Below are 23,451 nucleotides of genomic sequence, written 5' to 3' on the forward strand. Positions count from 1 at the left end.
AGTGCAGGAGCTCAGGCCGTCCTGGGTCGGCGCGACCGCGAAGCAGATCGCCCGAGCGGTCCGCCGTGGTGACGCGTCCGCCACCCAGGTGGTGGCGGACCACCTCGACCACATCGCCCGCAGCGATGCCGACCTCGCCGCGTTCCGGGTGGTCCGGGGCGGCGAGGCGATCGTCGAGGCGGAGAAGGTCGACGAGCAGGACGACCTGGCCAACCTGCCACTGGCCGGGGTGCCGATCGCGGTCAAGGAGAACACCGCCGTCGCCGGCCTGCCCACCTGGAACGGCTCCGCCGCGGCCCGTACCGCGGTCGCCGAGTCCGACCACGAGGTGGTCCGGCGGCTGCGCGGGGCCGGTGCGGTGATCGTCGGCGTGACCCGGATGCCGGAACTGGGCCTCTGGGGATCGACCGACGACCAGAGCGCGGTCACCCGCAACCCGTGGCACCTCGACCGCACCCCGGGCGGCTCGTCCGGCGGTGCGGCGGCCGCGGTCGCCTCCGGGCTGGTGCCGATCGCGCACGGCAACGACGGGCTCGGCTCGCTGCGCATCCCCGCCGCCTGCTGCGGGCTGGTCGGGCTCAAGCCCGGCTCCGGGGTGGTGCCCTGCCAACTCGGCGCGGACGACTGGTTCGGGCTGACCGAACACGGCATCCTCGCCACCACCGTCGCCGACGCCGCGATCGGCTTCGCCGTACTCGCCGGCCGGCGGCCGGACAAGCTGGTGCCGCCGCAGCGGCTCCGGGTGGCGGTCTCGCTGCGCTCACCCGTCAGCGGCGTACGCCCGGACGCGCCCAACACCGACGCGGTCGCCGCCGGTGCCCGGCTGCTCGCCGCGGCCGGGCACGACACCGTCACCGCCGACCCGGTCTACTCGACCTCACTCGGCCTGCGCGGCATCGCCACCTGGCTGGCCGCCGCCGCCCGCGACGCCGAACTGGCCGGACTCGACCGGCGGGCGCTCCAGCAGCGCAGCCGACGGCACGTCGGGCTCGGCGACTGGGCGTACCGGCGGGGTTACGTCCGGGAGTCCGACCGGGCCGGCTGGCGGGAGCGGTCAATCGGGTTCTTCACCGACAACTCGGTCGACCTGCTGCTCACCCCGGCGCTGGCGGCGACCCCGCCGCGGGCGGAGGGATGGGCCGGGCGCTCCTGGCGGGCCAACATGATGACCAACATCCGGTACGCGCCGTACGCCGCACCGTGGAACATCGCCGGCCTGCCGTCGCTGGTGGTCCCGGTCGGCCTGCGACCGGACGGGCTCCCGGTCGGGGTGCAGCTCGTCGGTCCGCCGGGTTCGGAGCTGCTGCTGCTCGGCGTGGCCGGCCAGTTCGAGATGGCCGCACCGTGGCCCCGGCACGCCCCCGGCTGGCCCCGGGTGCCGCAACCCATCAGCTGACCGGCAGCGCCACCCCGACCGTGCCAGCGGCCCAACCGTGCCGCCGGCTTCCGGGGCCGGCCGGGCGTTCCTCTCCGGCGGCGGGCCCGACCATGCCGGTGCCCCGACTGTGATGCCGGGCATCGCCGGGCCGCCCCCGGCGACCGCTCCGGCGTGGGGTGCGACGATCGGGACATGACGGACCTGGTCGGCCTTGCCGACGTGCACGCCGCGCGGGAACTGCTTGCCGGCATCACCCGGACCACCCCGCTGGAGCCGTCCCGGCCGCTCAGTGCCGCGCTCGGCGGGACGGCCTGGCTCAAGTGCGAGCACCTGCAACGGGCCGGTTCGTACAAGGTGCGTGGTGCGTACGTGCGGATCGCCCGGTTGTCGGAGGCCGAGCGAGCCGGTGGGGTGGTCGCGGCGAGTGCGGGCAACCACGCCCAGGGCGTGGCGCTCGCCGCCGGGCTGCTCGGCATCAACTCGACGGTCTTCATGCCGGTCGGCGCGCCGCTGCCCAAGGTGGCGGCGACCAAGGGCTACGGCGCCCGGATCGAGCTGGTCGGCAACACCGTGGACGAGTCCCTCGTCGCGGCCCGTGACTTCGCCGACCGTACCGGGGCGGTGTTCATCCACCCGTTCGACCACCCGGACGTGATCGCCGGCCAGGGCACTGTCGCGCTGGAGATCCTGGAGCAGTGCCCGGACGTGAAGACGATCATCGCCGGGGTCGGTGGTGGCGGCCTGGTGTCCGGCATCGCGGTCGCGGTCAAGGCGCTCCGCCCCGACGTACGGGTGATCGGGGTGCAGGCGGCCGGCGCGGCGGCCTTCCCGCCCTCACTGCTCGCCGGCCGGCCGGTACGGCTGCCGGCATTCACCACCATCGCCGACGGCATCGCCGTGGGGCGGCCCGGTGATCTCACCTTTGCGCACGTGAGCAAGCTGGTCGACGAGGTGGTGACGGTCTCCGAGGAGGACATCTCCCGGGCCCTGCTGATGCTGCTGGAGCGGGGCAAACAGGTGGTCGAGCCGGCCGGCGCGGCCGGGGTGGCGGCGCTGCTGGCGGGTGCGGTGGAGGTGGAGACGCCGGTGGTCGCGGTGCTCTCCGGCGGCAACATCGACCCGCTGCTGATGCTGCGGGTGATCGAGCACGGGCTTGCCGCGGCCGGACGCTACCTGCGGCTCACGGTGCGCTGCAACGACCGGCCGGGGCAGCTCGCGCTGCTGCTCAGCCAGATCGCCGAGCACCGGGGCAACGTGGTCGACGTGGTGCACCAGCGGCAGAATCCGCACCTGCGCCTCGGCGAGGTCGAGGTGGCCCTCTCGGTGGAGACCAGGGGGGCGGAGCACAGCGACCGGCTGATCAGCGCGTTGCGGGCCAGCGGGTACCAGGTGGCGTTCGGCGAGACGGCCGACTAGGACCGCCGCCCGGCCGGTTCATGATGGCTTCGAGCTGTTCGAGCTGTTCGTGTCGGCCTCGGGCTGTTCGACCGGGATCGGGAGTTTCCGATCCCGGTCGATCTCGCGCTACGGGTCGACGGTCAGCCGGCGAACGGCTCGAAGCCGACCACGGTGACTTTGATGTCCGCGCCGCTCGGCGCCGTGTACGTGACCGTCTGGCCGGCGCGGCTGCCGAGGATGGCCTTGCCGAGGGCGGACTCCGGGCTGTAGACCGTCAGGTCGGTGGTGGCCGCGATCTCCCGGGAGCCGAGCAGGAAGGTCTCCTTGTCCTCCTCGTCGTCGTCGAAGTGGATCGTGACGACGGTGCCGGGGGCGACCGAGTCGGCGTTGGGTGCCTCACCCACGGAGGCGGTGCGCAGCAGTTCCTGGAGGTAGCGGATGCGCCCCTCCTGCTTGCCCTGCTCCTCGCGGGCGGCGTGGTATCCGCCGTTCTCCCGCAGATCGCCTTCTTCACGGCGGGCGTTGATCTCCGCGGCGATCACCGGCCGGCCGGCGATCAACTCGTTGAGCTCGGCCTGCAGGCGGTCGTGCGCGTCCTGGGACAGCCAGGTGGCGGGCGCCTCGCGGTCGGTCGTGGACACAGACGATCTCCTTGGGTAAACGGACTGCTGCGGACAGGGACGAAGTACCAAGTTACCAGTGCGATACACACCGGACGGGTGATGATTTATTGCCGAACCGAACTGAACAACCCCGATCGGCACAGAGCCGCTGTTCGGGGCCCCTCCGATCCGGGTTGGTCCGGGACCGACCCGGCGCGGCTCAGTCGGCCGCCCGGCAGCGCAGCACCTCGCCGATCATGGCCTCGGCGGTGGTCGTGAGCTGGTGCTCGACCACCGGCTGGCGCTCGCCGGGCGGGGCGTCGACCCGTACCTCTTCGCGGGCGACCTCGGCACCGTCGCGGGAACGGGCGCGTACCGCGCAGATCGCCGAACCACCCGCCGGTACGGTTACCCGGAACACCAACCGCAACCGGCTGTCGGTAATGTCGGTGTAGGTGATCACCTGGGCGTCGTAGGTGGGGTCGCCGTACTGTCGGTACAGCCGGGTAGCAGCCAGTCCCAGGACGGCCAGCAGGGCGATCGCCAGCAGTGCGCTGAGCCACGGCCGGCGACGTCGGGGCGCGCGCCGGTGTCCGTACCGGCCAGCGGGGAAGACCGGCGCGTCGGAGGAACGAGTGGCGTTCGTCTCGGTCACCGGGCACATCTCCTGCGGGGCGTTGTCGGTGGCATCGGCCAGAATGGCAGAGTCCATCTTTCGCAAGCGGTTACCGAACGATACCGGCAGGTCAGCCGGTCGAGCCGCGGGGGCTCGGCGGCAGCACGGACGAGGAGCATTCGTTGGCAGAGCAACTGCGTCTCATGGCCGTACACGCACACCCGGACGACGAGTCCAGCAAGGGTGCGGCGACCATGGCGAAATACGTCGCCGAGGGCGTGAGTGTGCTCGTCGCGACCTGCACCGGCGGTGAGCGGGGCAGCGTGCTGAACCCCAAGCTGGACCGGCCGGACGTCTGGGCGAACATCGCCGACATCCGCCGGGGGGAGATGGACGCCGCCCGGTCCATCCTCGGCGTCGAGCAGGCATGGCTGGGGTTCGTCGACTCCGGGCTGCCCGAGGGCGATCCGCTGCCGCCGCTGCCCGAGGGGTGCTTCGCCCTACAGGACGTGGCCGTGGCGACCGGTTCGCTGGTCCGGCTGATGCGGGAGTTCCGTCCGCAGGTGGTGACCACCTACCCGGAGGACGGCGGTTACCCGCACCCCGACCACATCATGTGCCACCGGATCACCGTGGCCGCCTTCGAGGCCGCCGGTGACCCCGATCAGTACCCGGAGCTGGGGCCGGCCTGGCAGCCGCTGAAGCTCTACTACGACATCGGCTTCTCCAAGGCCCGGTTCATGGCCCTGCACGAGGCGGTGCTGGCGGCCGGCCGGGAGTCGCCGTACGCGGACTGGCTCAAGAACTGGGAGGACCGTCCGGACAAGGGGCCCCGGATCACCACCCGGGTGGACTGCGCGGAGTTCTTCCCGGTGCGCGACGACGCGCTGCGGGCGCACGCCACCCAGATCGACCCGGACGGCTTCTTCTTCCAGGTGCCGATGGAGATCCAGCAGCGGGCCTGGCCGACCGAGGACTTCCAGTTGGTCAAGTCGCTGGTGGAGACCCCGATGCCGGAATCCGACCTGTTCGCCGGAGTACGCGAGACCGCCCGTGCCCGCTGACCTGGCCGGGGCGTACTGTGGTGACAGCTCGCCTATCGAAGGATCCCAGCCATGCTGACCGCTGTTGACGTGCTCGCGGCGAACAACTTCGGGGACACCCGGACCGGTGGCCTGGCCGGCCCGATGGGCCTGTTCCTGATCGTGGTGTTGGCCATCGCCACGGTTCTGTTGATCCGCAACATGAACGCGCGACTGCGCCGGTTGCCGGAGCGGTTCCCCGACCAGGGCCCCGACGATGCGCCCGGTCGGGTCGATTCGTCCGTTCCGGCAGCGGTCGAAGCGGACTTGGCCGAGGAATCTGATGGAAGCGTTCCCAGGGCCTCCCACCTGCACGGTAACGGTCATTCGGTGGCATGATCCCGGCTAAACCGGCCGGGCGCCCCCTGTTGCGTCAAACCGGTTTGGCTTAGCCTTCCGCCGGGGACCAAAAGTCCCCGCACCGTGCGCGGGAGGGGGCGCCGATGAGAGTCAGACCCGACGCCCGACGCGGTGCGCGGCCCGAGCAGGCGCCGCGTCGACGGACGGCGGGCGGAGGCAGCCCGTGACAGCCGGCCGACCGGTCGCCTCACGGACCACGGCCCCGGTCGGCATCTCCGAAACGCCTCGGCGGATGCTCGTCCTCACCGCCGCCGTGCTGGCCGCCGCGCTCGCCGCCGCAGCGGTCGGGCTTGCCGTCCCGGCCGACCTGCCACCGGACGACCCGCTCGACGCCGTCCACCCGCTGGCCCGGCTGGCCATCGTGGCCGGTGTGCTGGCGCTCGCCCAACTGGCCCGGCTCCGCTTCCGGGTCGCCGCCGGCACGGTCAGCGTCACCTGGGGCGAGGCCGCGTTCGTCATCGGTCTCTACCTGGCACCCGCCGGCTGGCTGCCGGCCGCCACGCTGGTCGGCACCGGTCTCGGCTGGGGACTCTTGTCGATCTTCTCCGATCGGCGCTCGATAGTCGAGATCTTGCACATCGCCGGCTCGCTGACCGCCGCCGTCGCCCTGGCCACCGCCGTCACCACGGCATTCGGTGCGCCGCTCGGCGCCGCACTGACGCCCGCGCTCGCCGGCGCGCTCCTCCTGGGCTCGCTGACCTACCTGCTCGTGAGCGGGTGGCTGGCCGCGCTGACCATGTCGCTGCGGCACCGGCTGCCGATGGGACCGCTGCTGTTGCGCGCGCTGCGCGGCAAGCTGCCGATGTTCGTCGGCAACGTGCTCGTCGGCCTGGCCGTCATCACCATTCTCGAACACAGCCTCCGCTGGCTGCTGCTCCTGCCACCACTGTGGTGGCTGCTCCAACAGACGTACAGCCAGCGCCTGCGGGCCGACGACGAACGTCGGACCTGGCGGGCCTTTGCCGAGGCCACCGGCGCGCTGAACCAGCTCGACGAGCGCGACGTCGCCACCGCCGGGGTACAGGGAGCGCTCGCCGTCTTCGGCGCCGACCGGGTCGACCTCCACGTGGCGCGCGACGGCGGCCGGTGGCGGCACTACGGCGGCGGGGGCGGCGAACCGGCCACCGAGCACGACCTGACCGGGGCACCCGAGGCCGAGAGCGGCCCCCACCTGCTGACCCGCCCGCTCGAAGTCGGCGCCAAACCGGTCGGCGAACTCCGGGTACGGTTCCCCCGCTCGGTGCTGCCCGGCGAGCGCGACCGGGACGTGCTCTCGGCGTTCGCCGACGCCCTGGCCGCCGCGCTGCACGACGCCGCCACCCACCAGGAACTGCGCATCATGGCCGCCCAGTCGTCGTACGAGGCGGTGCACGATCCACTGACCAAACTGGTCAACCGCGCGGCGATGCTGAGCAAGGGTGACCTGGCGCTGCACCGGCTCGGCCACGACCACCCGGTGGCGCTGCTCCTGCTCGACATCAACAACTTCAAAGAGGTCAACGACACCCTCGGCCACGCCGCCGGGGACGAGTTGCTCCAGGTGACCGCCCGCCGGCTACAGGAGTTGCGCCGCGACGGCGAGGTGCTCGGCCGGCTCGGCGGCGACGAGTTCGCGCTGCTCGTCACGTCCCTGCCGGCCACCCCGCTGCCGACGCCCGCGGTGCCGGCGCTGCAACTGCCGGTGGCCACCGAACTCAGCGTCTTCGGCGAATGGCCCGCCTCGTTGCCGTACCCGCTGCGCCGGGCTCGCGAGATCGTGGAGGAACTCGCCCTCCCGACCGAGGTGGCCGGCGTACGGATGTCGGTCGAGGCGTCGGTCGGCGTGGTGGTGGCCGGTGCGGGCACCGCCGACATGACCGAGCTGCTGCGCCGGGCCGACATCGCGATGTACCAGGCCAAGGCCGGTGGCGGCAGTATCGCCAGCTACGACAGCACCCAGGACGCGGCCAGCACCGACCAGCTCGCGCTGCTGGCCGAGCTGCGCGAGGCGCTCGCCGCCGACGACCAGCTCATGCTCGCCCTTCAGCCGGCCGTCGACCTCGCCACCGGTGCGCCGACCGGGGTGGAGGCGCTGATCCGCTGGCGGCATCCACGGCGCGGCCGGCTCGGCCCGGTCGACTTCGTCCGCACCGTCGAGGGCAGCGAACTGCTCGGCCCGTTCACCCGGTACGTCATCGACAAGGCCCTCGCGGTGGCCGCCGACTGGGCCCGGCACGGGCTCGACGTACCCATCTCGATCAACCTCTCCGCTCGCAGCCTGCTCGACCCCCGGCTCCCCTCGGAGGTGGCCGAGTCGCTGCGCCGGCACCAGGTGCCGGCCCACCGGCTGGTCCTGGAGATCACCGAAACGGTGGTGATGAGCGAGCTGGGCGTGATCGACGAGGTGCTCTCCGAACTCCGGGCGATGGGTATCCAGTTGGCGGTGGACGACTTCGGCACCGGCTTCTCGTCGCTCACCTTCCTGACCCGGGTTCCGGTGGACGAGCTGAAGGTGGACCGCTCCTTCGTGATGGCGATGGCCGACTCGCCGGAGGCCGCCGCGATCGTCCGGTCCACCGTAGGACTGGGCCGCGAACTCGGCCTGCGAGTGGTCGCCGAGGGCGTGGAAACCGCCGACCAGCGGGCCGCCCTGGCCGAACTCGGCTGCACCGCCGCCCAGGGCTACCACTTCTTCCGCCCGATGGGATCGGACAAGATCGTCACGGTGTTGCAGACCCAGCTCCACAGCTCCCAGCAGGCCCGGATCTTCCCGCTGCGCGCCGACGGCGTGTCGTAGCAGCCGGGGGGACAGTCGCCCGCCGCCGGCAACCGCTGGATATGGTCGTCGGGTGAATCGACTGGCGAGCGCGACCAGCCCGTACCTGCTCCAGCACGCGGACAACCCGGTTGACTGGTGGCCGTGGTCCGACGAGGCGTTCGCCGAGGCGAGGCGCCGCGACGTACCCGTGCTGATCTCGGTCGGGTACGCGGCCTGCCACTGGTGCCACGTGATGGCGCACGAGTCGTTCGAGGACCCGGCGGTCGGGAAGCTGCTCAACGACAACTTCGTGTCGATCAAAGTGGACCGGGAGGAGCGGCCGGACGTCGACGCGGTCTACATGACCGCCACCCAGGCGATGACCGGGCAGGGCGGCTGGCCGATGACCGTACTCGCCGCGCCGGACGGCACGCCGTTCTTCTGCGGCACGTACTTTCCCCGGGCCAATTTCGTCCGGCTGCTGGAATCGGTCACCACAGCGTGGCGGGACCAGCGCGAGGCGGTGTTGCAGCGGGGCGCCGCGGTGGTCGAGGCGATCGGTGGCGCCCAGGCCGTCGGCGGTCCGACCGCCCCGCTCACCGCCGAGCTGCTCGACGCCGCCGCCGACCAGCTGGGCCGGGAGTACGACTCCGTCAACGGCGGCTTCGGCGGTGCCCCGAAGTTCCCACCGCACATGAACCTGCTGTTCCAGCTCCGGCACCACCAGCGGACCGGTTCCGAACGCACGCTGGAGATCGTCCGGCACACCGCCGAGGCGATGGCCCGGGGCGGCATCTATGACCAGTTGGCCGGTGGTTTCGCCCGCTACTCGGTCGACGGGCACTGGACCGTGCCGCACTTCGAGAAGATGCTCTACGACAACGCCCTGCTGCTGCGGGTCTACACCCAGCTCTGGCGGCTCACCGGGGACCGGTTGGCGCGGCGGATCGCGGGCGAGACCGCGGCCTTCCTGCTGGACGATCTCGGCACCGAGGCCGGTGGGCTGGCCTCCGCCCTGGACGCCGACACCGACGGGGTGGAGGGCGCCACGTACGCCTGGACCCCGGCCCAGCTCATCGAGGCGCTCGGCACCGACGACGGCCGCTTCGCCGCCGACCTGTTCAGGGTGACCGACACCGGGAGCTTTGAACACGGCACCAGCGTGCTCGAACTCGCCCGCGACATCGACGACGTCGACCCCGAGGTGGCCGACCGCTGGCAGCGCGTACGCACCGAGCTGCGGGCCGTACGCGATCTGCGCCCGCAGCCGGCCCGGGACGACAAGGTGGTGGCCGCCTGGAACGGGCTGGCGATCACCGCCCTGGTCGAGTACGCGACCCTGACCGGCGACCCGGTGACCGCCACCGCCGCGCGGGACCTCGCCGGGGTGCTGGCGGAGCGGCACATGGTCGACGGGCGGCTGCGCCGCGTCTCCCGGGACGGGAGGGTCGGCGAGCCGGCCGGGGTGCTGGAGGACTACGGCGCGGTGGCCGAGGCGTTCTGCGCGGTGCACCAGCTCACCGGCGAGGGCCGCTGGCTGACCCTGGCGGGGCAGTTGCTGGACGTCGCGCTGGCGCACTTCGCCACCGGCCGGGGCGGGTTCTACGACACGGCCGACGACGCCGAGAAGCTGATCACCCGCCCGGCCGACCCGACCGACAACGCCACCCCGTCGGGGCTGTCGGCGGTGGTGGCGGGGCTGGTGGCGTACTCGGCGTTGACCGGTGAGCCGCGCTACCGGGAGGTGGCCGAGGCGGCGCTGGCGACGGTGGCACCGATAGTGGCCCGGCACGCCCGGTTCACCGGGTACGCCGCCGCGAGCGGTGAGGCGTTGCTCTCCGGCCCGTACGAGGTGGCGATCGTCACCACCGATCCGGTCGGTGACCCGCTGGTGGCGGCGGCTCGCCGGCACGCCCCGCCGGGGGCGGTGGTGGTGGCTGGCGCCCCGGACCAGGAGGGGGTGCCGCTGCTGGCGGACCGGCCGCTGCTGGAGGGCGGCTCCACGGCGTACGTCTGCCGGGGTTTCGTCTGTGATCGCCCTGTCCGTACGGTGGAAGACCTTATCGCCCAGCTTTCCCGCCGGTAGCCGGCGGACGCCGCCGCACCCGCGCACCGGGTGCGGCGGCCGGCGGCACCACCGCCCGCTAGGCTTGCCGGCGTTATGGATTCCCGAACCGGTCTGCCCGTTGTCGGCATGGTGGGGGGCGGTCAGCTCGCCCGGATGACCCACCAGGCCGCGATCGCCCTCGGCCAGTCGCTGCGTGTCCTCGCCCAGACCCCGGAGGACGGTGCCGCGCTGGTCGCCGCCGACGTCCGGTACGGCGACCACACCGACCTCTCCGCGCTGCGGATCTTCGCCAAGGGCTGCGACGTGGTCACCTTCGACCACGAGCACGTGCCCAGCGAACACATCCGCGCCCTGGCCGCCGAGGAGGTGACGCTCTATCCGTCGGCCGACGCCCTGCTCTATGCGCAGGACAAGCGGGCGATGCGGGAGCGGCTCAGCGCGCTCGGTGCACCCGTGCCGCGCTGGCGGCCGGTGACCGACCCGACCGACCTGACCGGGTTCGGTGACGAGGTCGGCTGGCCGGTGGTGCTGAAGGCGGCCCGGGGCGGCTACGACGGGCGTGGCGTCTGGGTCGTGGCGAACGCCGCCGACGGGGCGGCCCGGGTGACGAAGCTGCTCGACGGCGGCGCCCAACTGATAGTGGAAGAGCGGGTGCCGCTGCGCCGCGAGCTGGCCGTACAGGTGGCCCGCTCGCCGTTCGGGCAGGTGGCGGCGTACCCGGTGGTGGAGACCGTGCAGCGGGACGGCATCTGCGTCGAGGTGCTCGCCCCGGCCCCCGGCCTGCCGGAGTCGCTGGCCCTGGCCGCCCAGCAGTTGGCGATCGACATCGCCACCACGCTCGACGTGGTCGGCCTGCTCGCGGTCGAACTCTTCGAGGTGACCGGTCCCGACGGCGGTCCGGCGCTGGTGGTGAACGAGCTGGCCATGCGGCCGCACAACTCCGGGCACTGGACCATCGAGGGAGCCAGGACCTCGCAGTTCGAGCAGCACCTGCGGGCGGTGCTCGACTACCCGATGGGCGACACCGCGCTGACCGCGCCGGTGGTGGTGATGGCGAACGTGCTCGGCGGGGCCGAGGGCGGCATCTCGATCGACGAGCGGCTGCACCACCTCTTCGCCACCGACCCCGGCGCCAAGGTGCACCTCTACGGCAAGCAGGTCCGCCCCGGTCGGAAAATCGGCCACGTCACCGTGCTCGGTGACGATCTCGAACAGGTACGCGCCCGCGCCGCGCGCGCCGCACAGTGGCTCCAGGAGGGGCGATGACGGCTGCGGAAGCGGCGACGATTCGGGTTGGCCTGATCATGGGCAGCGACTCGGACTGGCCCACCATGAAGGCCGCCGCCGACGTGCTGGACGAGTTCGGCATCGGTTACGAGGTCCGCGTCGTCTCGGCGCACCGTACGCCGGTCAAAATGATCGAGTACGGCCAGCGGGCCGCCGGCCGTGGCCTGAAGGTGATCATCGCCGGTGCGGGTGGGGCCGCCGCCCTGCCGGGCATGGTCGCCTCGGTTACCCCGCTGCCGGTGATCGGCGTCCCGGTGCCGCTCAAGCACCTCGACGGCGTCGACTCGCTCTACTCGATCGTGCAGATGCCGGCCGGCATCCCGGTGGCGACCGTGTCGATCGGCAACGCGCGCAACGCGGGGCTGCTCGCCGTACGCATCCTCGCCACCGCCGACGAAGCCTTGCAGGCCAGAGTGGTTGCGTTCGCCGAGTCCCTGGAGACCCTGGTCGAGCAGAAGGAAAAAGCCCTCCAAGCCACCCTCACCCCCTAAACCCCCTGGTGTGGTGCCCCCGCGCCCGGGACCCCTCGCCGATCTAGGGCAAATACGTGTTAGTGGATCTCCGATCACCACCATTTGCCCTAGATCGACGGCTAGAGCGACGCGCGGGGGGAGGGGGAGGGGGTTAGCGCATGTTGCGTAGGGCGCCGCGGAGGCGTTGTTGGGCCTGGGTACGGCGTTCGGTGCTGCCGCCGAGGACCAGGAGCACTATGCCGACGGGGATCAGCACCAGCCACGGGCCGAACACGGTCAGCAGGTGCAGGGTGGCGATCACGGTCACCGCCGCGCCGACGATCACCGGCGCCTGCTGTCGCCGCCACGAGCCGAAGATCAGCACCGCGACGCCGCCGAGCAGGAGCAGGACCTGACGCAGGTCGCCGCCCGAGCTGAACAGGACGATCACCAGCGTCGGCAGGAACGCGGCGACCAGGGCCGGACCGTACGCGACCCAACTGCTCAGGTCGGTGCGTTGGCGCAGTTCCAGGATGCCGACCAGCAGCGCGAGCGCCGCGAACGGCAGCGTGTACGCCTCCGGTAGGGCCACGTCGGCGACGCTCATCAGCAACCACCAGGCGGTGATCTCGCAGCCCACCGCGGCCCAGAACAGGATCCGCCGGGCGACCACCCGACGCCCCGGCCGGGTGGCGGCCACCCCGAGTACGGCACCCCAGGCGGCGAGCAGGGCGGCGATGTGCCGGGGCGAGTCGAAGGCCAGCGCGCCGGCGATGAGCGCGGCACCGTACCCGGTCCACTCGACGGTGGCCGCCTCGCGCAGCGACTCCGGTTGGCGCAGCCTCGGCAGGGTCGCGGCGAGCAGTAGCAGCGCCGCCCCGACCCCGAGTACGCCGAACGCCGACCAGACCGGGTCCAGCCCGACGACCACCCCGACGGTGAAGACGAAGAGCTGTGCCATCACCGAGGCGAACAGCCAGCCGAGGATCCGGGCCGCCTGGGTCCGTCCGGCGAGCGCGCCGACCCCGCCGACCACGACCGCCGCACCGAGCGTGAACAGGGTCAACTCGCGGGTGGCCAGGGCACCGGCGAGTCCGGCACCGCCGGCCGCCAGCCCGATGGCGAAGACCAGGCTCCGGGCCAGCCGCAGCGACCGGGCCCGTTCCACGCCCGGCGGCGGCGGGGTGAGTGCCAGGCCGAGCATCGCGATGGTGAACACGGCGAGCGCGGCCATGGTGCTGTTCGGCCAGCCCAGCCCGAGCGAGATCGGCGCGATCAGCACCGTGATCGCCGCTCCGGGCAGCACGACCGGGATCGCGCGGGCGGGTCGGCCGCCGGTGAAGCCGGTCGCGGCCAGTGCCGCCGCGACCGTCAGCAGCAGGGCGGCGAGCACGTGGGTGGCGTTGACCGCGCTGCCGGTCGGGTTGGCGATCGCCTCCGGCGCACCCTCCCAGATTCCGGAGAGCACCTGGTACGGCTCGACCAGCGCGGCGACCAGGACCGGTCCCAGCGTCGCCACGGCGACCAGGGTCGGCACCACGGCGGCGGCCAGCGCGCCCATCGCCGGGTTGATCGCCCAGCGTCCGCGCGGTTGGTCCGGCATCCGGCGTACGGCGCCGCCGAGCATCACCGACCAGCGCCGGATCGGCCGGGCTCCGGAGCCCGGTGGTGGGGTCGCCGACCGGGCCAGTTCGGCGAGTACGCCGAGCAGCGCGGCGGCAGCGGCGTAGACGCCGGTGGGCAGGTCGGTGGGGATGGAGGCGAGGGCGGTGATGGTGGCCCCGCCGACCACTCCGAGGGTCGCGTACGGCAGGTAGCGCGGCACCCGGCGGCGGGCGAGGGTGAGCAGGGCGACGCCGAGGCTCGACGCGGCCAGGGCACTGGTCAGCACGATGTCGGCCGAGGAGCCGAGGGCGGCGGCCAGGGCGGCGAACGCACCGGGCAGGGCGAGTAGGGCGCCACCGGCGGCGGCACCGCCGATCTGGCCGAGGTGTGGTGGCAGGTCGTCTATCGGTTCGGGGCGTGCGGTGGGGGAGCGGTCGGTCTCGTCGTACCCGAGATCGTCGTCATCGGGGTCGTCGGTCTCCCGGCGGGCGAGGTCGGGTTGGTCGGCGTAGTTGCCGAGCACCCGGGCGAGCACCGCGACCACGAGCCCGACCAGGGCGACCACCCCGAGGGCGGCGGCGGTGGTCCAGGGCCGGACCAGGCTGGCGCCGACCGCGTGCAGGGCGACGACGGCGGCGACGGTGGCCCGGGTCAGTCCGGCGCGGGGGTCCGCGGCTGCGGCGGCGGCCATCCCGTACGCGGTGGCGACCGCCCCGCCGACCACGATCGGGGACCACCAGGGCAGGCCGAGCGCGGCCGGGGTGCCGATGGTGGCGAGCCCGACACAGACCCCGGCGACGTCGTACTTCCACGGGCGGGGCAGTGCTGCCGCTGCGGCCGCGGCGAGCAGGACCAGGGCGATCGGTGCCTGCCAGGCGCTGGCGCCGGCACCGCCCACCGGCCAGGCGTTCAGGTCGGCTTCCCAGATCCGGCCCGGGGTGGCCAGCACCCGCAGCCCGCCGCTGATCGCGGTGTAGCCGGCGATCAGGGCGATCACGCCGGCGCTGAGGGCGACGCCGAGGATCGGGCCACGGCGCCAGTGCTCGGGCAGCGCCCGTACACCGACCGCGACGACCAGGACGAGCCCGGCGGCGGCGGCGAGTTCGGCGCCGGGGGCGAGGATGCCGGCGATCCGGGCGAGTGCCCCGACCAGGCCGGCGGTGGCCGCGGCGGCGGCGAGGTCGGAGCCGTCGAGCAGCCGGTCGGCCCGGCGCCCGGAGTCGATCGACGGGGCGAGGAAGAGCAGGACGGCGGCGACCATGAGCAGCGCACCGACCCACGCGTCGGCGACCGTGGCTCCGGGCGCGCCGAAGGCGGCGGCGGTGACGGCGAGCGCGCCGAAGCCGGTGCCGATGGTCAGCGGCAGGCTGATGTGCCGTAGTGACACCTGGGCGATGGCCGCGTACAGCAGGGTCGCGCAGACGGCCAGGTAGCTGGCCGCGAGCACCGGCTCGGTGGCGTCGCGCACGGACGCGGCGGTCGGTGTCGGGTCCACCGGTACGGTCGAGGCGACGAACGCGGCGACCGCGCCGGGCAGGGCGAACGCCGCTCCACCGGCGGCCCAGGAGGTCACCAGGTGGGCCGACTCGCCGAGGGTGACGGACGGTACCCGGGGCGCCAGGCTGATCAGCAGCCCGGCGACGGCCAGGGTGAGCAGCACCGCGGCGGTGAGGCTGGGCCGGGACGCCGCCGCACCGGCTCCGGCCAGTCCGACCACCGCGGCGGCGACCACGTGCGCCAGTGCGCCCCGCCGGGTGTCGGCGGTGAGGCCGACGACGCCGATGGCGATGGCGGCGAGGACCGGTGGCCACGGGGCGGCGATCCAGGGCAGGCCGAGCGAGGCCGGGGCGGCCAGGGCGGTCAGCGCGGCGCCGGTGACGGCGAACTCCCGGCGTACCTCCGCCGGCAGCGCGAGCACCGCGGCGATGGTGAGCAGGAAGGCGGTCGCGGCGAGTTGCCAGGCGGCCGGGCCGACGGTGTCGGCGAGGGTCGCGGAGTAGTCGGTGAGGTCGGCCCGCCAGACCGGCAGGGCGGCCTGGATCGGGGCGAGTGCCGCGCGCAGGGCACCGCCGGCGACGACCACCCCGATGACGACCAGTGCGACCGCCGAGGCGAGCTGTGGGCCGCGTCGGGCGGCCGCCGGTACGGCGCGTACGCCCAGCCCGGTGAGGGCGACGACGAGGGCGATGAGCAGCAGGGCCCGGCCGGGCAGGGCGACGGCGGCGATCCGCCCGGCGGCACCGATCACCGCGAGGGTCAGGATGCCGGCGGCGAGTGCGGGCAGCGGTGCCCGGCCGATCATGAACGCGCCGGCCAGGCCGATCGCGGCGGCCAGCACCAGCACCACGCCGGCCCGGAACGCGCCCGGTACGGTCTCGGTGCCGACCAGGGCGATCACCGCGTAGAGCAGGGCGGCGCCGACCGCCACACCGTGCAGGGCCCAGGTGAGTTCCCGCAGCCACGGGGTGCTCGGGACGGCGGTGGCACTGGCGGTCCAGGCGGCGGTCCGGGCGGTCCTCGGCGGGTCGGGCTGCTCCGGCTCGCGGGCTACCCGGTTTCGTCCCTCTCGCTCGCCAGGCACGATCAGTACGGCGTCCGCCTCCTCCGGGGCGGACTCCGGCCGGTCCAGCAGGGCGTCCGGGTCGTCGTCGGTACGCCGTCGCGGGTCACCGCCGGGCGGGGCGTCGTCCTCGGGCGCGGCGCCGGTACGGGGTGTCGTGGGGCGTCGGGGTGCCGGCGGCGGTGGGGCCACCAGCCGGCCGTCGCGGGTGAACATCCGGGCCAGGAGCAGGTCGATCGCGGCGACCGCGGCCAGTACCAGTGCCCAGCCGGTCGCCCCGTTGATCCACCCGTACGCCAGCAGGGGCAGCACCGGTTGCGCGACGATCACGGTGGCGTACCGGCCGACGTGCAGGCCGGTGACGCTGCCGTACACCCAGCCGATTCCGGCGGTGACGAGGCAGGTCAGGCCGGCGAAGAAGGTGCCGGAGAGGCCACTGGACCGGATCGCGTCGATGGCCCAGACGGCGTACCCGTTCAGTGGCACCAGGAGCAGGCCGACGGCGGCGATCGTCTCGGCCGTGGCGGTGAGCCCGCGCCTGGCCACCACCAGGGGTGCGACCAGCATCAACGCGGTGGCGCTGAGCAGGATCACCACCCGGCTGAAGTCGCTCTGGGAGCTGATCGCGACGGCGGCGAAGGCGACCGCGGCGACGCCGAGCAGCAGCGCACCGAGACCGAGCAGGATGTTCTGCACCTCGCGGGTGGAGGCTTCCGGCTGGTTGGGCGCGGGCTGGTCGGGACCGGGGCGGCCGGTGGGCCGGCGGATCCCGCCCGGTGCGGTGCGCGGCGGTGGCGGGGGTGGCGGTGGCGGGGGTGGCGGCGGAGATTCGGCGCCGCTCGTGCCGGTGGGTGCGGACCGGGGTGCCCGGGGCGGGGGCGGCAGGCCGGGTTCGGCGGTCGGGGGGCGCCGCGCGGCGCGGCGGCGCAGCACCCGTCGCGGTTTGGTCGCCTGTTTGAGTCGTTCGTCGTTGGCGTGGGTGAGGATGTCCCGCTGGAACAGGGCAGCCTGCATTTTGGCGGCGAGCTGGCGCTGTTCGCTGGCAATCGCCGCGTCGCGCATCTTGATCTCGGCGATGGAGCGTTCGATCTTGGCCAGGTCGTCCGCCCACTGGCCCTGCTCAGCCCCGCAGTGCGGGCAGCGGGGAGCGGCTTCGAGCTCCCGGCCGCACGAAGAGCACCGGTACGTACTCATGCAACCTCCCGAGCCGGCGGCCCCAGCAATGTGGACTCAACTGGAAGCATGCCGAAAACAGGCAACCGTTGAACAGACCCTCGCCGGTGGGAGATCGGAAAAAGCCGGTCACGGATCCGATTGGATCCGTGACCGGCCGAGTAGTTTCACGTCCGGGAGTGGCGCCTGCGGGTCAGGGGCGACCCATGCCCCGGTATTCCCAGCCGGCCTGGGTCCACAGTCCGGAGTCGAGGCAGTTGCGGCCGTCGACCACCCGGCGACCGGCGGCGAGTTCACCGAGGGCGACCGGGTCGGCGTTGCGGAAGTCGGCCCATTCGGTGAGCACGCAGACCAGGTCGGCGCCGGTGACGGCGTCGTTCATACTGGCCTCGTAGTTCAGGTCGGGCTGGGCCCGGCGGGCGTTGTCCATGCCCTCGGGGTCGAAGATCCGCACGTCGGCGCCGGCCTTGGCGAGCAGTGCCGCCACCGCCAGCGACGGGGCGTCGCGTACGTCGTCGGAGTTGGGCTTGAAGGTGGCGCCGAGGACCGCGATCCGGGTGCCGGACAGGTCGGGACCGGCCGGGCCGTAGCGGCGGCCGAGCAGTTCGGCGGACAACTGCAATACCCGGGTACGGCGCCGCAGGTTGATCAGGTCGACCTCGTGCAGGAACCGGAGCGCCTCGCCGGCACCCAGTTCCTGGGCACGGGCCTGGAACGCCCGGATGTCCTTGGGTAGGCAGCCGCCGCCGAAGCCGACGCCGGCCTGGAGGAACCGGTTGCCGATGCGCGGGTCGTAGCCGATCGCGCGGGCGAGCTGGGTGACGTCGCCGCCGGCGACCTCGCAGACCTCGGCCATCGCGTTGATGAACGAGATCTTGGTGGCGAGGAAGGCGTTGGCCGCGACCTTGACCAGTTCGGCGGTGGCGAAGTCGGTGACCACCAGGGGAACCTCGCGGTCCTCGGTGGCGGCCAGGTCGAAGACGCCCTTGTGGGCGGCGTAGAGCATGCCGTTGGCCCACTCGCTCTTGACCCCGACGACGATCCGGTTGGGGCGCAGCACGTCCTCGACGGCGAAGCCCTCCTGGAGGAACTCCGGGCTCCACGCGACCTCGACGCCCAGGTCGGCCGGGATGTGCTTGCCGACCAGCTGCTCGATCCACTCGGCGGTGCCGACCGGTACGGTCGACTTCCCGACGATCAGGGCCTTGCGGTTCAGGTGCTGGGCGAGCCCGGTGACCGAGGTCTCGACGTACGACAGGTCGGCGCCCATGCCGTCGGCCCGTTGCGGGGTGCCGACGCAGATGAAGTGGACGTCGCCGAATTCGGCGGTCTCCTGGTACGAGGTGCTGAAGCGGAGCCGGCCGGCGGCCAGGTTGCGCCGCAGCAGCTCGTCGAGGCCGGGCTCGTGGAAGGGAACTTGGCCGCCGGACAGCTTGGCGATCTTGTCCGCGTCGACATCGAACCCGATTACCTCATAGCCGAGTTCGGCGAAGCAGATGGCGTACGTCGCGCCCAGGTAGCCGGTGCCGAGAAAGGTCAGCCGCGGCCGCGCCGCGCCGGAAGGAGGGCTCACCGCGACGATTGCCGGCTTGGGTTGTGTGCTCGGGTACGGGATTGTCACGCCTTTTCTCTCCGCTCGCACTGGGCGGCGCTTCCTTGCGTCGCGGTGGGCAGGGCGGCGTCACCACGACGCCAATTGGGACAGAACAGTTGGTATTACCTTTTTCGTGCGCTACTGCGAGGGTCCGGCTGGAATGCCGACTACGCGGGCAACGACAGAGGCAGAGCTTACGCGGCCGGGCGGGGCCGCCGCCCGTTCGGTCGGCATCTTCACAATCCCGTGCGACGTAACCGTGGGTGTGCGTCGGTCGCCCGGTGCGGCCGTTCGCCCGATGCCCATCTCGCCCAAATTGATCTTGCCCCCTCTATGTAAGGGACTTAGGCTCCGATCCACCTGACGCACGCTTCGCAGAAGGGGACAAAAGTACTACATGAGAAGATCCCGCGCTATCTACCTGCCGGCCCGCCGCCGGCTGGCCGCCGGGGCGGCAATCGCCCTGGCGACCTCGCTCCTACCCCTGCTCAACGTTAGCGCCGCCGGGGCGGCCGCCCCGGCGCCGGCCTGCGTGCCCGACCCGACCGCCCGGTTGGACTCGGTACCCAGCCCGGAGACCGCACTCGGCTTCCCGCTCGGCGTCGGGCAGGAGCGGGTGGTCACCGACGACGAGATCCGCTCCTACCTCGGCGCGGTCGACGCGGCTTCCGACCGGGTCATCACCGGCACCATGGCGACCAGCGTCACCGGCCAGACCCTGCCGTACGCGATCGTCTCGAACTCGGCCAACGTCAAGCCCGCCGCCCTCGACGCGATCGTCGAGGGGATCAAGGACCTGCGCGACCCGCGCGTGACCACCCCGGCCAAGGCCGCCGGTATCGCCCAGCGCGGTCCGGCGATCGTCTGGGTCACCGGCAACGTGCACGGCGGCGAGAAGAGCGGCGCCGACGCCGCCCTGAAGACCCTGTACGAGTTGGCCGCCGGGCTCTCCTGTGACGTGGAGAAGCGCAACCAGGAACTGGTCACGGTCATTGTGCCGACCCAGAACCCGGACGGGCGCGACGCCAACCGGCGGCAGAACGACTACGGCTTCGACCTGAACCGGGACTGGTTCGCCCGGACCCAGCCGGAGACCGACGCGAAGCTGGAGATGCTGCGGGAGTACCCGCCGCAGGTCTACATCGACGCGCACGAGATGGGCGGCCGGGAGTACTTCTTCCCGCCGAACGCCGACCCGATCCACCACGAGATCTCCGGTGAGGTAGTCGACTGGATCAACCGGATCGGCGAGGCCAACAAGGCGGGCTTCGGCTACAACGGCGCCTGCACCGCCACGGTCACCACCGAGTGTTACTTCAACTACGACACCTATGACATGTTCTTCATGGGTTACGGCGACACCGTCCCGGCCACCGGGTTCGGCGCCGCCGGCATGACCTTCGAGAAGGGCAGCTCCTCGGCGGTCCAGGACCGGGTGCAGCAGCAGTTCAACACGCAGTGGTCGACGCTCGGCTGGGCCGCGGCGAACAAGCGCGAGGTGTTGGACAGCTACTACAAGATCTGGAAGGACGCCCTGGCCGAGGGCGCGGCCGGCACGCTGGAGCCGAACGAGGTGGTACAGCCCACCAACGAGGTCCAGTTCCCGGTGCCGGACACCAACATCAAGTCGTACTTCCTGCTTCCGGACCGGCAGCTCGCCGACGTCCGGGCGCTGGTCGAGCGGCTGCGGAAGATGGACGTCGAGGTCTACGAGCTCAAGGAGCCGGTGACCGTACCGACGGCGAAGGTCTTCGGCGGGCGTAGCGCGACCGACGTGGTGGTGCCCGCGGGCGCGTACTGGATCAAGATGGACCAGCCGCAGAAGCACTGGATCCAGGCGACCCTGGGCGAGGACCCGTACACCCCGTTCCCGTACTTCTACGACGTGTCGTCTTGGAGCAACCCGCTGCTGATGGGGATCAACACGATCACCACCGGCGACGTGGTGTTCCCCAAGGTCAACCGGGTCAAGGAGATCCGCGGCGGCACCACCTCGATCGTGCCGGACGGCGGATCGTACTCGTGGAAGCTCGACTCGGCCGGGGCCGCGGAGTTCACCTTCGCGCTGCTCGACAAGGGCGTCCCGCTGGTCCGTGACCTGAACACCAACCTGGTCGGCATGCGGTCCGCCCGGCTCACCCCGAAGCTGGACAAGCTCGCCGCCTCGTACGGCGTGACCCTGTACCCGAGCCGCCAGCCGGCCACGGGCGTCAAGCTCACCCAGCCCGACGTCGGCCTGTTCGCCGGCACCGGGATCAACACCACCTCCGGCTCGTACGGCGAGGCCCGGTTCGTGCTCGGCAACCAGTGGGGTCTCGACCTGACCCCGGTGACCACCGCCGACATCAACGACAACACCGAGGTCTTCACCGGCCGGACCACCCTGCTGGTGCCGGACGGCAGCAACGCCACCGGTGGGCTCACCGCCACCGGCCAGGCCAACCTGCGGGCCTGGATCTCGGCCGGCGGCACCTACGTCGGGCTGCGCAACCAGGGCACCCGGATGGCCCGTTCGGCCGGGCTCACCTCGACCACCGAGGTGACCAAGCCGGCGGGTTACACCATGGTCGGCTCGCACCTGCGGGTGGACGTGGACCACGACAGCCCGGTGGCACTGGGTCGGCCGGCGGAGGACTTCGAGTTCAACAACGGCGACTCGGTCCTGCGGCCGAGCACGACCGGTGTGAACGTCCTCACCTACCCGTCGGACGACCGGTTCTGGCACAACGGCTACACCGTCGGCGAGGACCTGCTCAAGGGCACGGTCGCGCTGGTCGACGAGCCGACCGGCGACGGGCACGCGGTGCTCTTCGCGTTCAACCCGCTGTTCCGGGCGTACAACGAGAGCGGCCTGCACCTGGTCGCCAACGCCCTGCTCTACCCGTCCGGTGACGCGCCGAAGACGCTGCGCCGGATGACCGACGCGGTGTCGCCGGACCGGGCCGCGGCTGCCGCCGCGCCCGCGCCGGAGAACCTGGGCGGCCAGTGGCGGCCGATCACCATCGAGGTGGCCGCCGCCGACCAGGCCAAGGCCGAGGCCGTGATCGGGAAGTACACCGGTGACGCCCGCGCGTCGGTCGCCAACGGTTCGACCTTCGTGGTCATCCCGAACCCGGACGGGCTCCAGTCCGACGAGCACCCGTACCTGGGCGACCTGGTCCGGGAGCTGCGTACGGCCGGTATCCCGGTGCGGTCGCTGGTCGGCTGACCCGCGACACCCGGTAGGACACACCGGTGGGCCCCGGTTGGACCGGGGCCCACCGGGGGCGGGGCTAGTGAACTTTATTACCGTTCAGTAGCCCCGCCCCACCCGCGCGCGGTACAACTGGGTTCACGGAAGTGTTCCCCAGGGGAGGGCCGCGATGAGCACCGAAGCGTTCGACGTCTACCAACTGCCCGAGGAACACCGGGCGATCCGGGAGGCGGTCCGGGCCGTCTGTGACGCCAAGGTCGCGCCGTACGCCGCCGAGGCCGACGAGACCGGCGAGTTCCCGAAGACGTCGTACGAGGCACTGCGGGCCGCCGACTTCCACGCCCCGCACATCCCCGAGCAGTACGGCGGCGCCGGTGCCGACGCGCTCGCCACCGCGATCGTGATCGAGGAGGTGGCCCGCGCCTGCGCCTCGTCCTCGCTGATCCCGGCGGTGAACAAGCTGGGCACCATGCCGCTGCTGCTGGCCGGCTCGGACGAGCTGAAGGCGCGCTACCTGCCACCGGTCGCCCGGGGCGAGGCGATGTTCTCGTACTGCCTCTCCGAGCCGGAGGCGGGCAGCGACGCGGCCTCGATGACCACCCGCGCGGTGCTCGACGGCGACCACTACGTGCTCGACGGTGTGAAGCGCTGGATCACCAACGCCGGCGTCTCGGAGTACTACACCGTCTTCGCGGTGACCGACCCGAGCGCCCGCTCGCGCGGCATCTCCGCGTTCGTGGTGGAGCGCTCCGACGCCGGGGTCAGCTTCGGCGCCCCGGAGAAGAAACTCGGCATCAAGGGCTCGCCGACCCGCGAGGTCTACCTCGACAACGTACGGATTCCCGCCGACCGGTTGATCGGCGCTCCCGGCACCGGCTTCGGCACCGCCATGCGCACCCTGGACCACACCCGCGTCACCATCGCCGCCCAGGCGCTCGGCATCGCCCAGGGCGCCCTCGACTACGCCCTCGGGTACGTCAAGGAGCGCAGGCAGTTCGGCAAGCCGGTGGCGGAGTTCCAGGGCGTCCAGTTCATGCTCGCGGACATGGGCATGAAGCTGGCCGCCGCCCGCGAGCTGACGTACGCGGCGGCCGGCAAGTCCGAGCGCGGCGACGCCGACCTGACCTACTTCGGCGCGGCGGCGAAGTGCTTCGCCTCGGACGCGGCCATGGAGATCACCACCGACGCGGTGCAGTTGCTCGGCGGCTACGGCTACACCCGCGACTACCCGCTGGAGCGAATGATGCGGGATGCCAAGATCACCCAGATCTACGAGGGCACGAATCAAGTGCAGCGGATCGTCATCGCGCGACAGCTCCTGAAGGACTGAGAAGCCTTATTCGTGG

Annotated in this window: 14 protein-coding genes; 10 read left to right on the forward strand and 4 right to left on the reverse strand. The window is 72.4% G+C overall.

Annotation, left to right across the window (positions count from 1 at the left end):
• The first annotated feature begins 1 nt into the window (after position 1).
• Together OG792_RS04070 and ilvA are read left to right on the forward strand one after the other, a co-directional pair.
• On the forward strand, positions 2–1,396 hold the full coding sequence (locus OG792_RS04070; protein ID WP_329107458.1) for an amidase: 1,395 nt from the start codon (positions 2–4) through the stop codon (positions 1,394–1,396).
• A gap of 174 nt (positions 1,397–1,570) precedes the next feature.
• Positions 1,571–2,794 carry a threonine ammonia-lyase gene (gene ilvA / locus OG792_RS04075; RefSeq protein WP_329107460.1) on the forward strand — a complete coding sequence of 408 codons (1,224 nt, stop codon included), beginning with the start codon at positions 1,571–1,573 and terminating at the stop codon, positions 2,792–2,794.
• A gap of 122 nt (positions 2,795–2,916) precedes the next feature.
• Here the strand turns inward: ilvA and greA are convergent, their stop codons facing one another.
• Together greA and OG792_RS04085 are read right to left on the reverse strand one after the other, a co-directional pair.
• The gene (gene greA, locus OG792_RS04080) at positions 2,917–3,417 is read right to left on the reverse strand and encodes a transcription elongation factor GreA (protein WP_329107461.1); all 501 of its coding nucleotides are present in this window, start codon (positions 3,415–3,417) and stop codon (positions 2,917–2,919) included.
• Between the two features lie 181 nt (positions 3,418–3,598).
• The gene (locus OG792_RS04085) at positions 3,599–4,033 is read right to left on the reverse strand and encodes a DUF4307 domain-containing protein (RefSeq protein ID WP_329111109.1); all 435 of its coding nucleotides are present in this window, start codon (positions 4,031–4,033) and stop codon (positions 3,599–3,601) included.
• A gap of 143 nt (positions 4,034–4,176) precedes the next feature.
• Between OG792_RS04085 and mca the strand changes: the two genes are divergently transcribed.
• From mca to purE, 6 genes are all read left to right on the forward strand, one after another.
• The gene (mca, locus tag OG792_RS04090; RefSeq protein WP_329107463.1) at positions 4,177–5,058 is read left to right on the forward strand and encodes a mycothiol conjugate amidase Mca; all 882 of its coding nucleotides are present in this window, start codon (positions 4,177–4,179) and stop codon (positions 5,056–5,058) included.
• A 51-nt stretch (positions 5,059–5,109) separates the two neighbouring features.
• The gene (locus tag OG792_RS04095) at positions 5,110–5,415 is read left to right on the forward strand and encodes a hypothetical protein (protein ID WP_329107464.1); all 306 of its coding nucleotides are present in this window, start codon (positions 5,110–5,112) and stop codon (positions 5,413–5,415) included.
• Positions 5,416–5,668: 253 nt separating this feature from the next.
• Positions 5,669–8,212: a putative bifunctional diguanylate cyclase/phosphodiesterase gene (locus OG792_RS04100; protein ID WP_329111110.1), complete on the forward strand. Its 2,544-nt coding sequence runs from the start codon at positions 5,669–5,671 to the stop codon at positions 8,210–8,212.
• Positions 8,213–8,264: 52 nt separating this feature from the next.
• Positions 8,265–10,259 carry a thioredoxin domain-containing protein gene (locus OG792_RS04105; protein ID WP_329107466.1) on the forward strand — a complete coding sequence of 665 codons (1,995 nt, stop codon included), beginning with the start codon at positions 8,265–8,267 and terminating at the stop codon, positions 10,257–10,259.
• 75 nt (positions 10,260–10,334) lie between these two features.
• The gene (locus tag OG792_RS04110; protein WP_329107468.1) at positions 10,335–11,507 is read left to right on the forward strand and encodes a 5-(carboxyamino)imidazole ribonucleotide synthase; all 1,173 of its coding nucleotides are present in this window, start codon (positions 10,335–10,337) and stop codon (positions 11,505–11,507) included.
• A complete protein-coding gene (gene purE / locus OG792_RS04115; protein WP_329107469.1) occupies positions 11,504–12,019 on the forward strand; it encodes a 5-(carboxyamino)imidazole ribonucleotide mutase in 516 nt (171 codons plus the stop codon). The genes OG792_RS04110 and purE overlap by 4 nt, the downstream gene beginning before the upstream one ends.
• A gap of 133 nt (positions 12,020–12,152) precedes the next feature.
• Here purE and OG792_RS04120 read toward each other — a convergent pair whose 3' ends face one another.
• Together OG792_RS04120 and OG792_RS04125 are read right to left on the reverse strand one after the other, a co-directional pair.
• The gene (locus OG792_RS04120; protein ID WP_329107470.1) at positions 12,153–17,339 is read right to left on the reverse strand and encodes an SCO7613 C-terminal domain-containing membrane protein; all 5,187 of its coding nucleotides are present in this window, start codon (positions 17,337–17,339) and stop codon (positions 12,153–12,155) included.
• 172 nt (positions 17,340–17,511) lie between these two features.
• Positions 17,512–18,939, reverse strand: a complete 1,428-nt coding sequence (locus OG792_RS04125) for a UDP-glucose dehydrogenase family protein (protein WP_329107471.1) — start codon at positions 18,937–18,939, stop codon at positions 17,512–17,514.
• Positions 18,940–19,309: 370 nt separating this feature from the next.
• On the opposite strand from OG792_RS04125, the gene OG792_RS04130 reads away from it, so the two are divergent.
• Together OG792_RS04130 and OG792_RS04135 are read left to right on the forward strand one after the other, a co-directional pair.
• Entirely contained in the window at positions 19,310–22,120 is a 2,811-nt protein-coding gene (locus OG792_RS04130) for a M14 family zinc carboxypeptidase (RefSeq protein WP_329107472.1), read from the forward strand.
• Positions 22,121–22,274: 154 nt separating this feature from the next.
• A complete protein-coding gene (locus tag OG792_RS04135; protein ID WP_329107474.1) occupies positions 22,275–23,435 on the forward strand; it encodes an acyl-CoA dehydrogenase family protein in 1,161 nt (386 codons plus the stop codon).
• Positions 23,436–23,451: the final 16 nt, after the last annotated feature.

This window comes from Micromonospora sp. NBC_01699, assembly GCF_036250065.1.
GTDB lineage: Bacteria > Actinomycetota > Actinomycetes > Mycobacteriales > Micromonosporaceae > Micromonospora_G.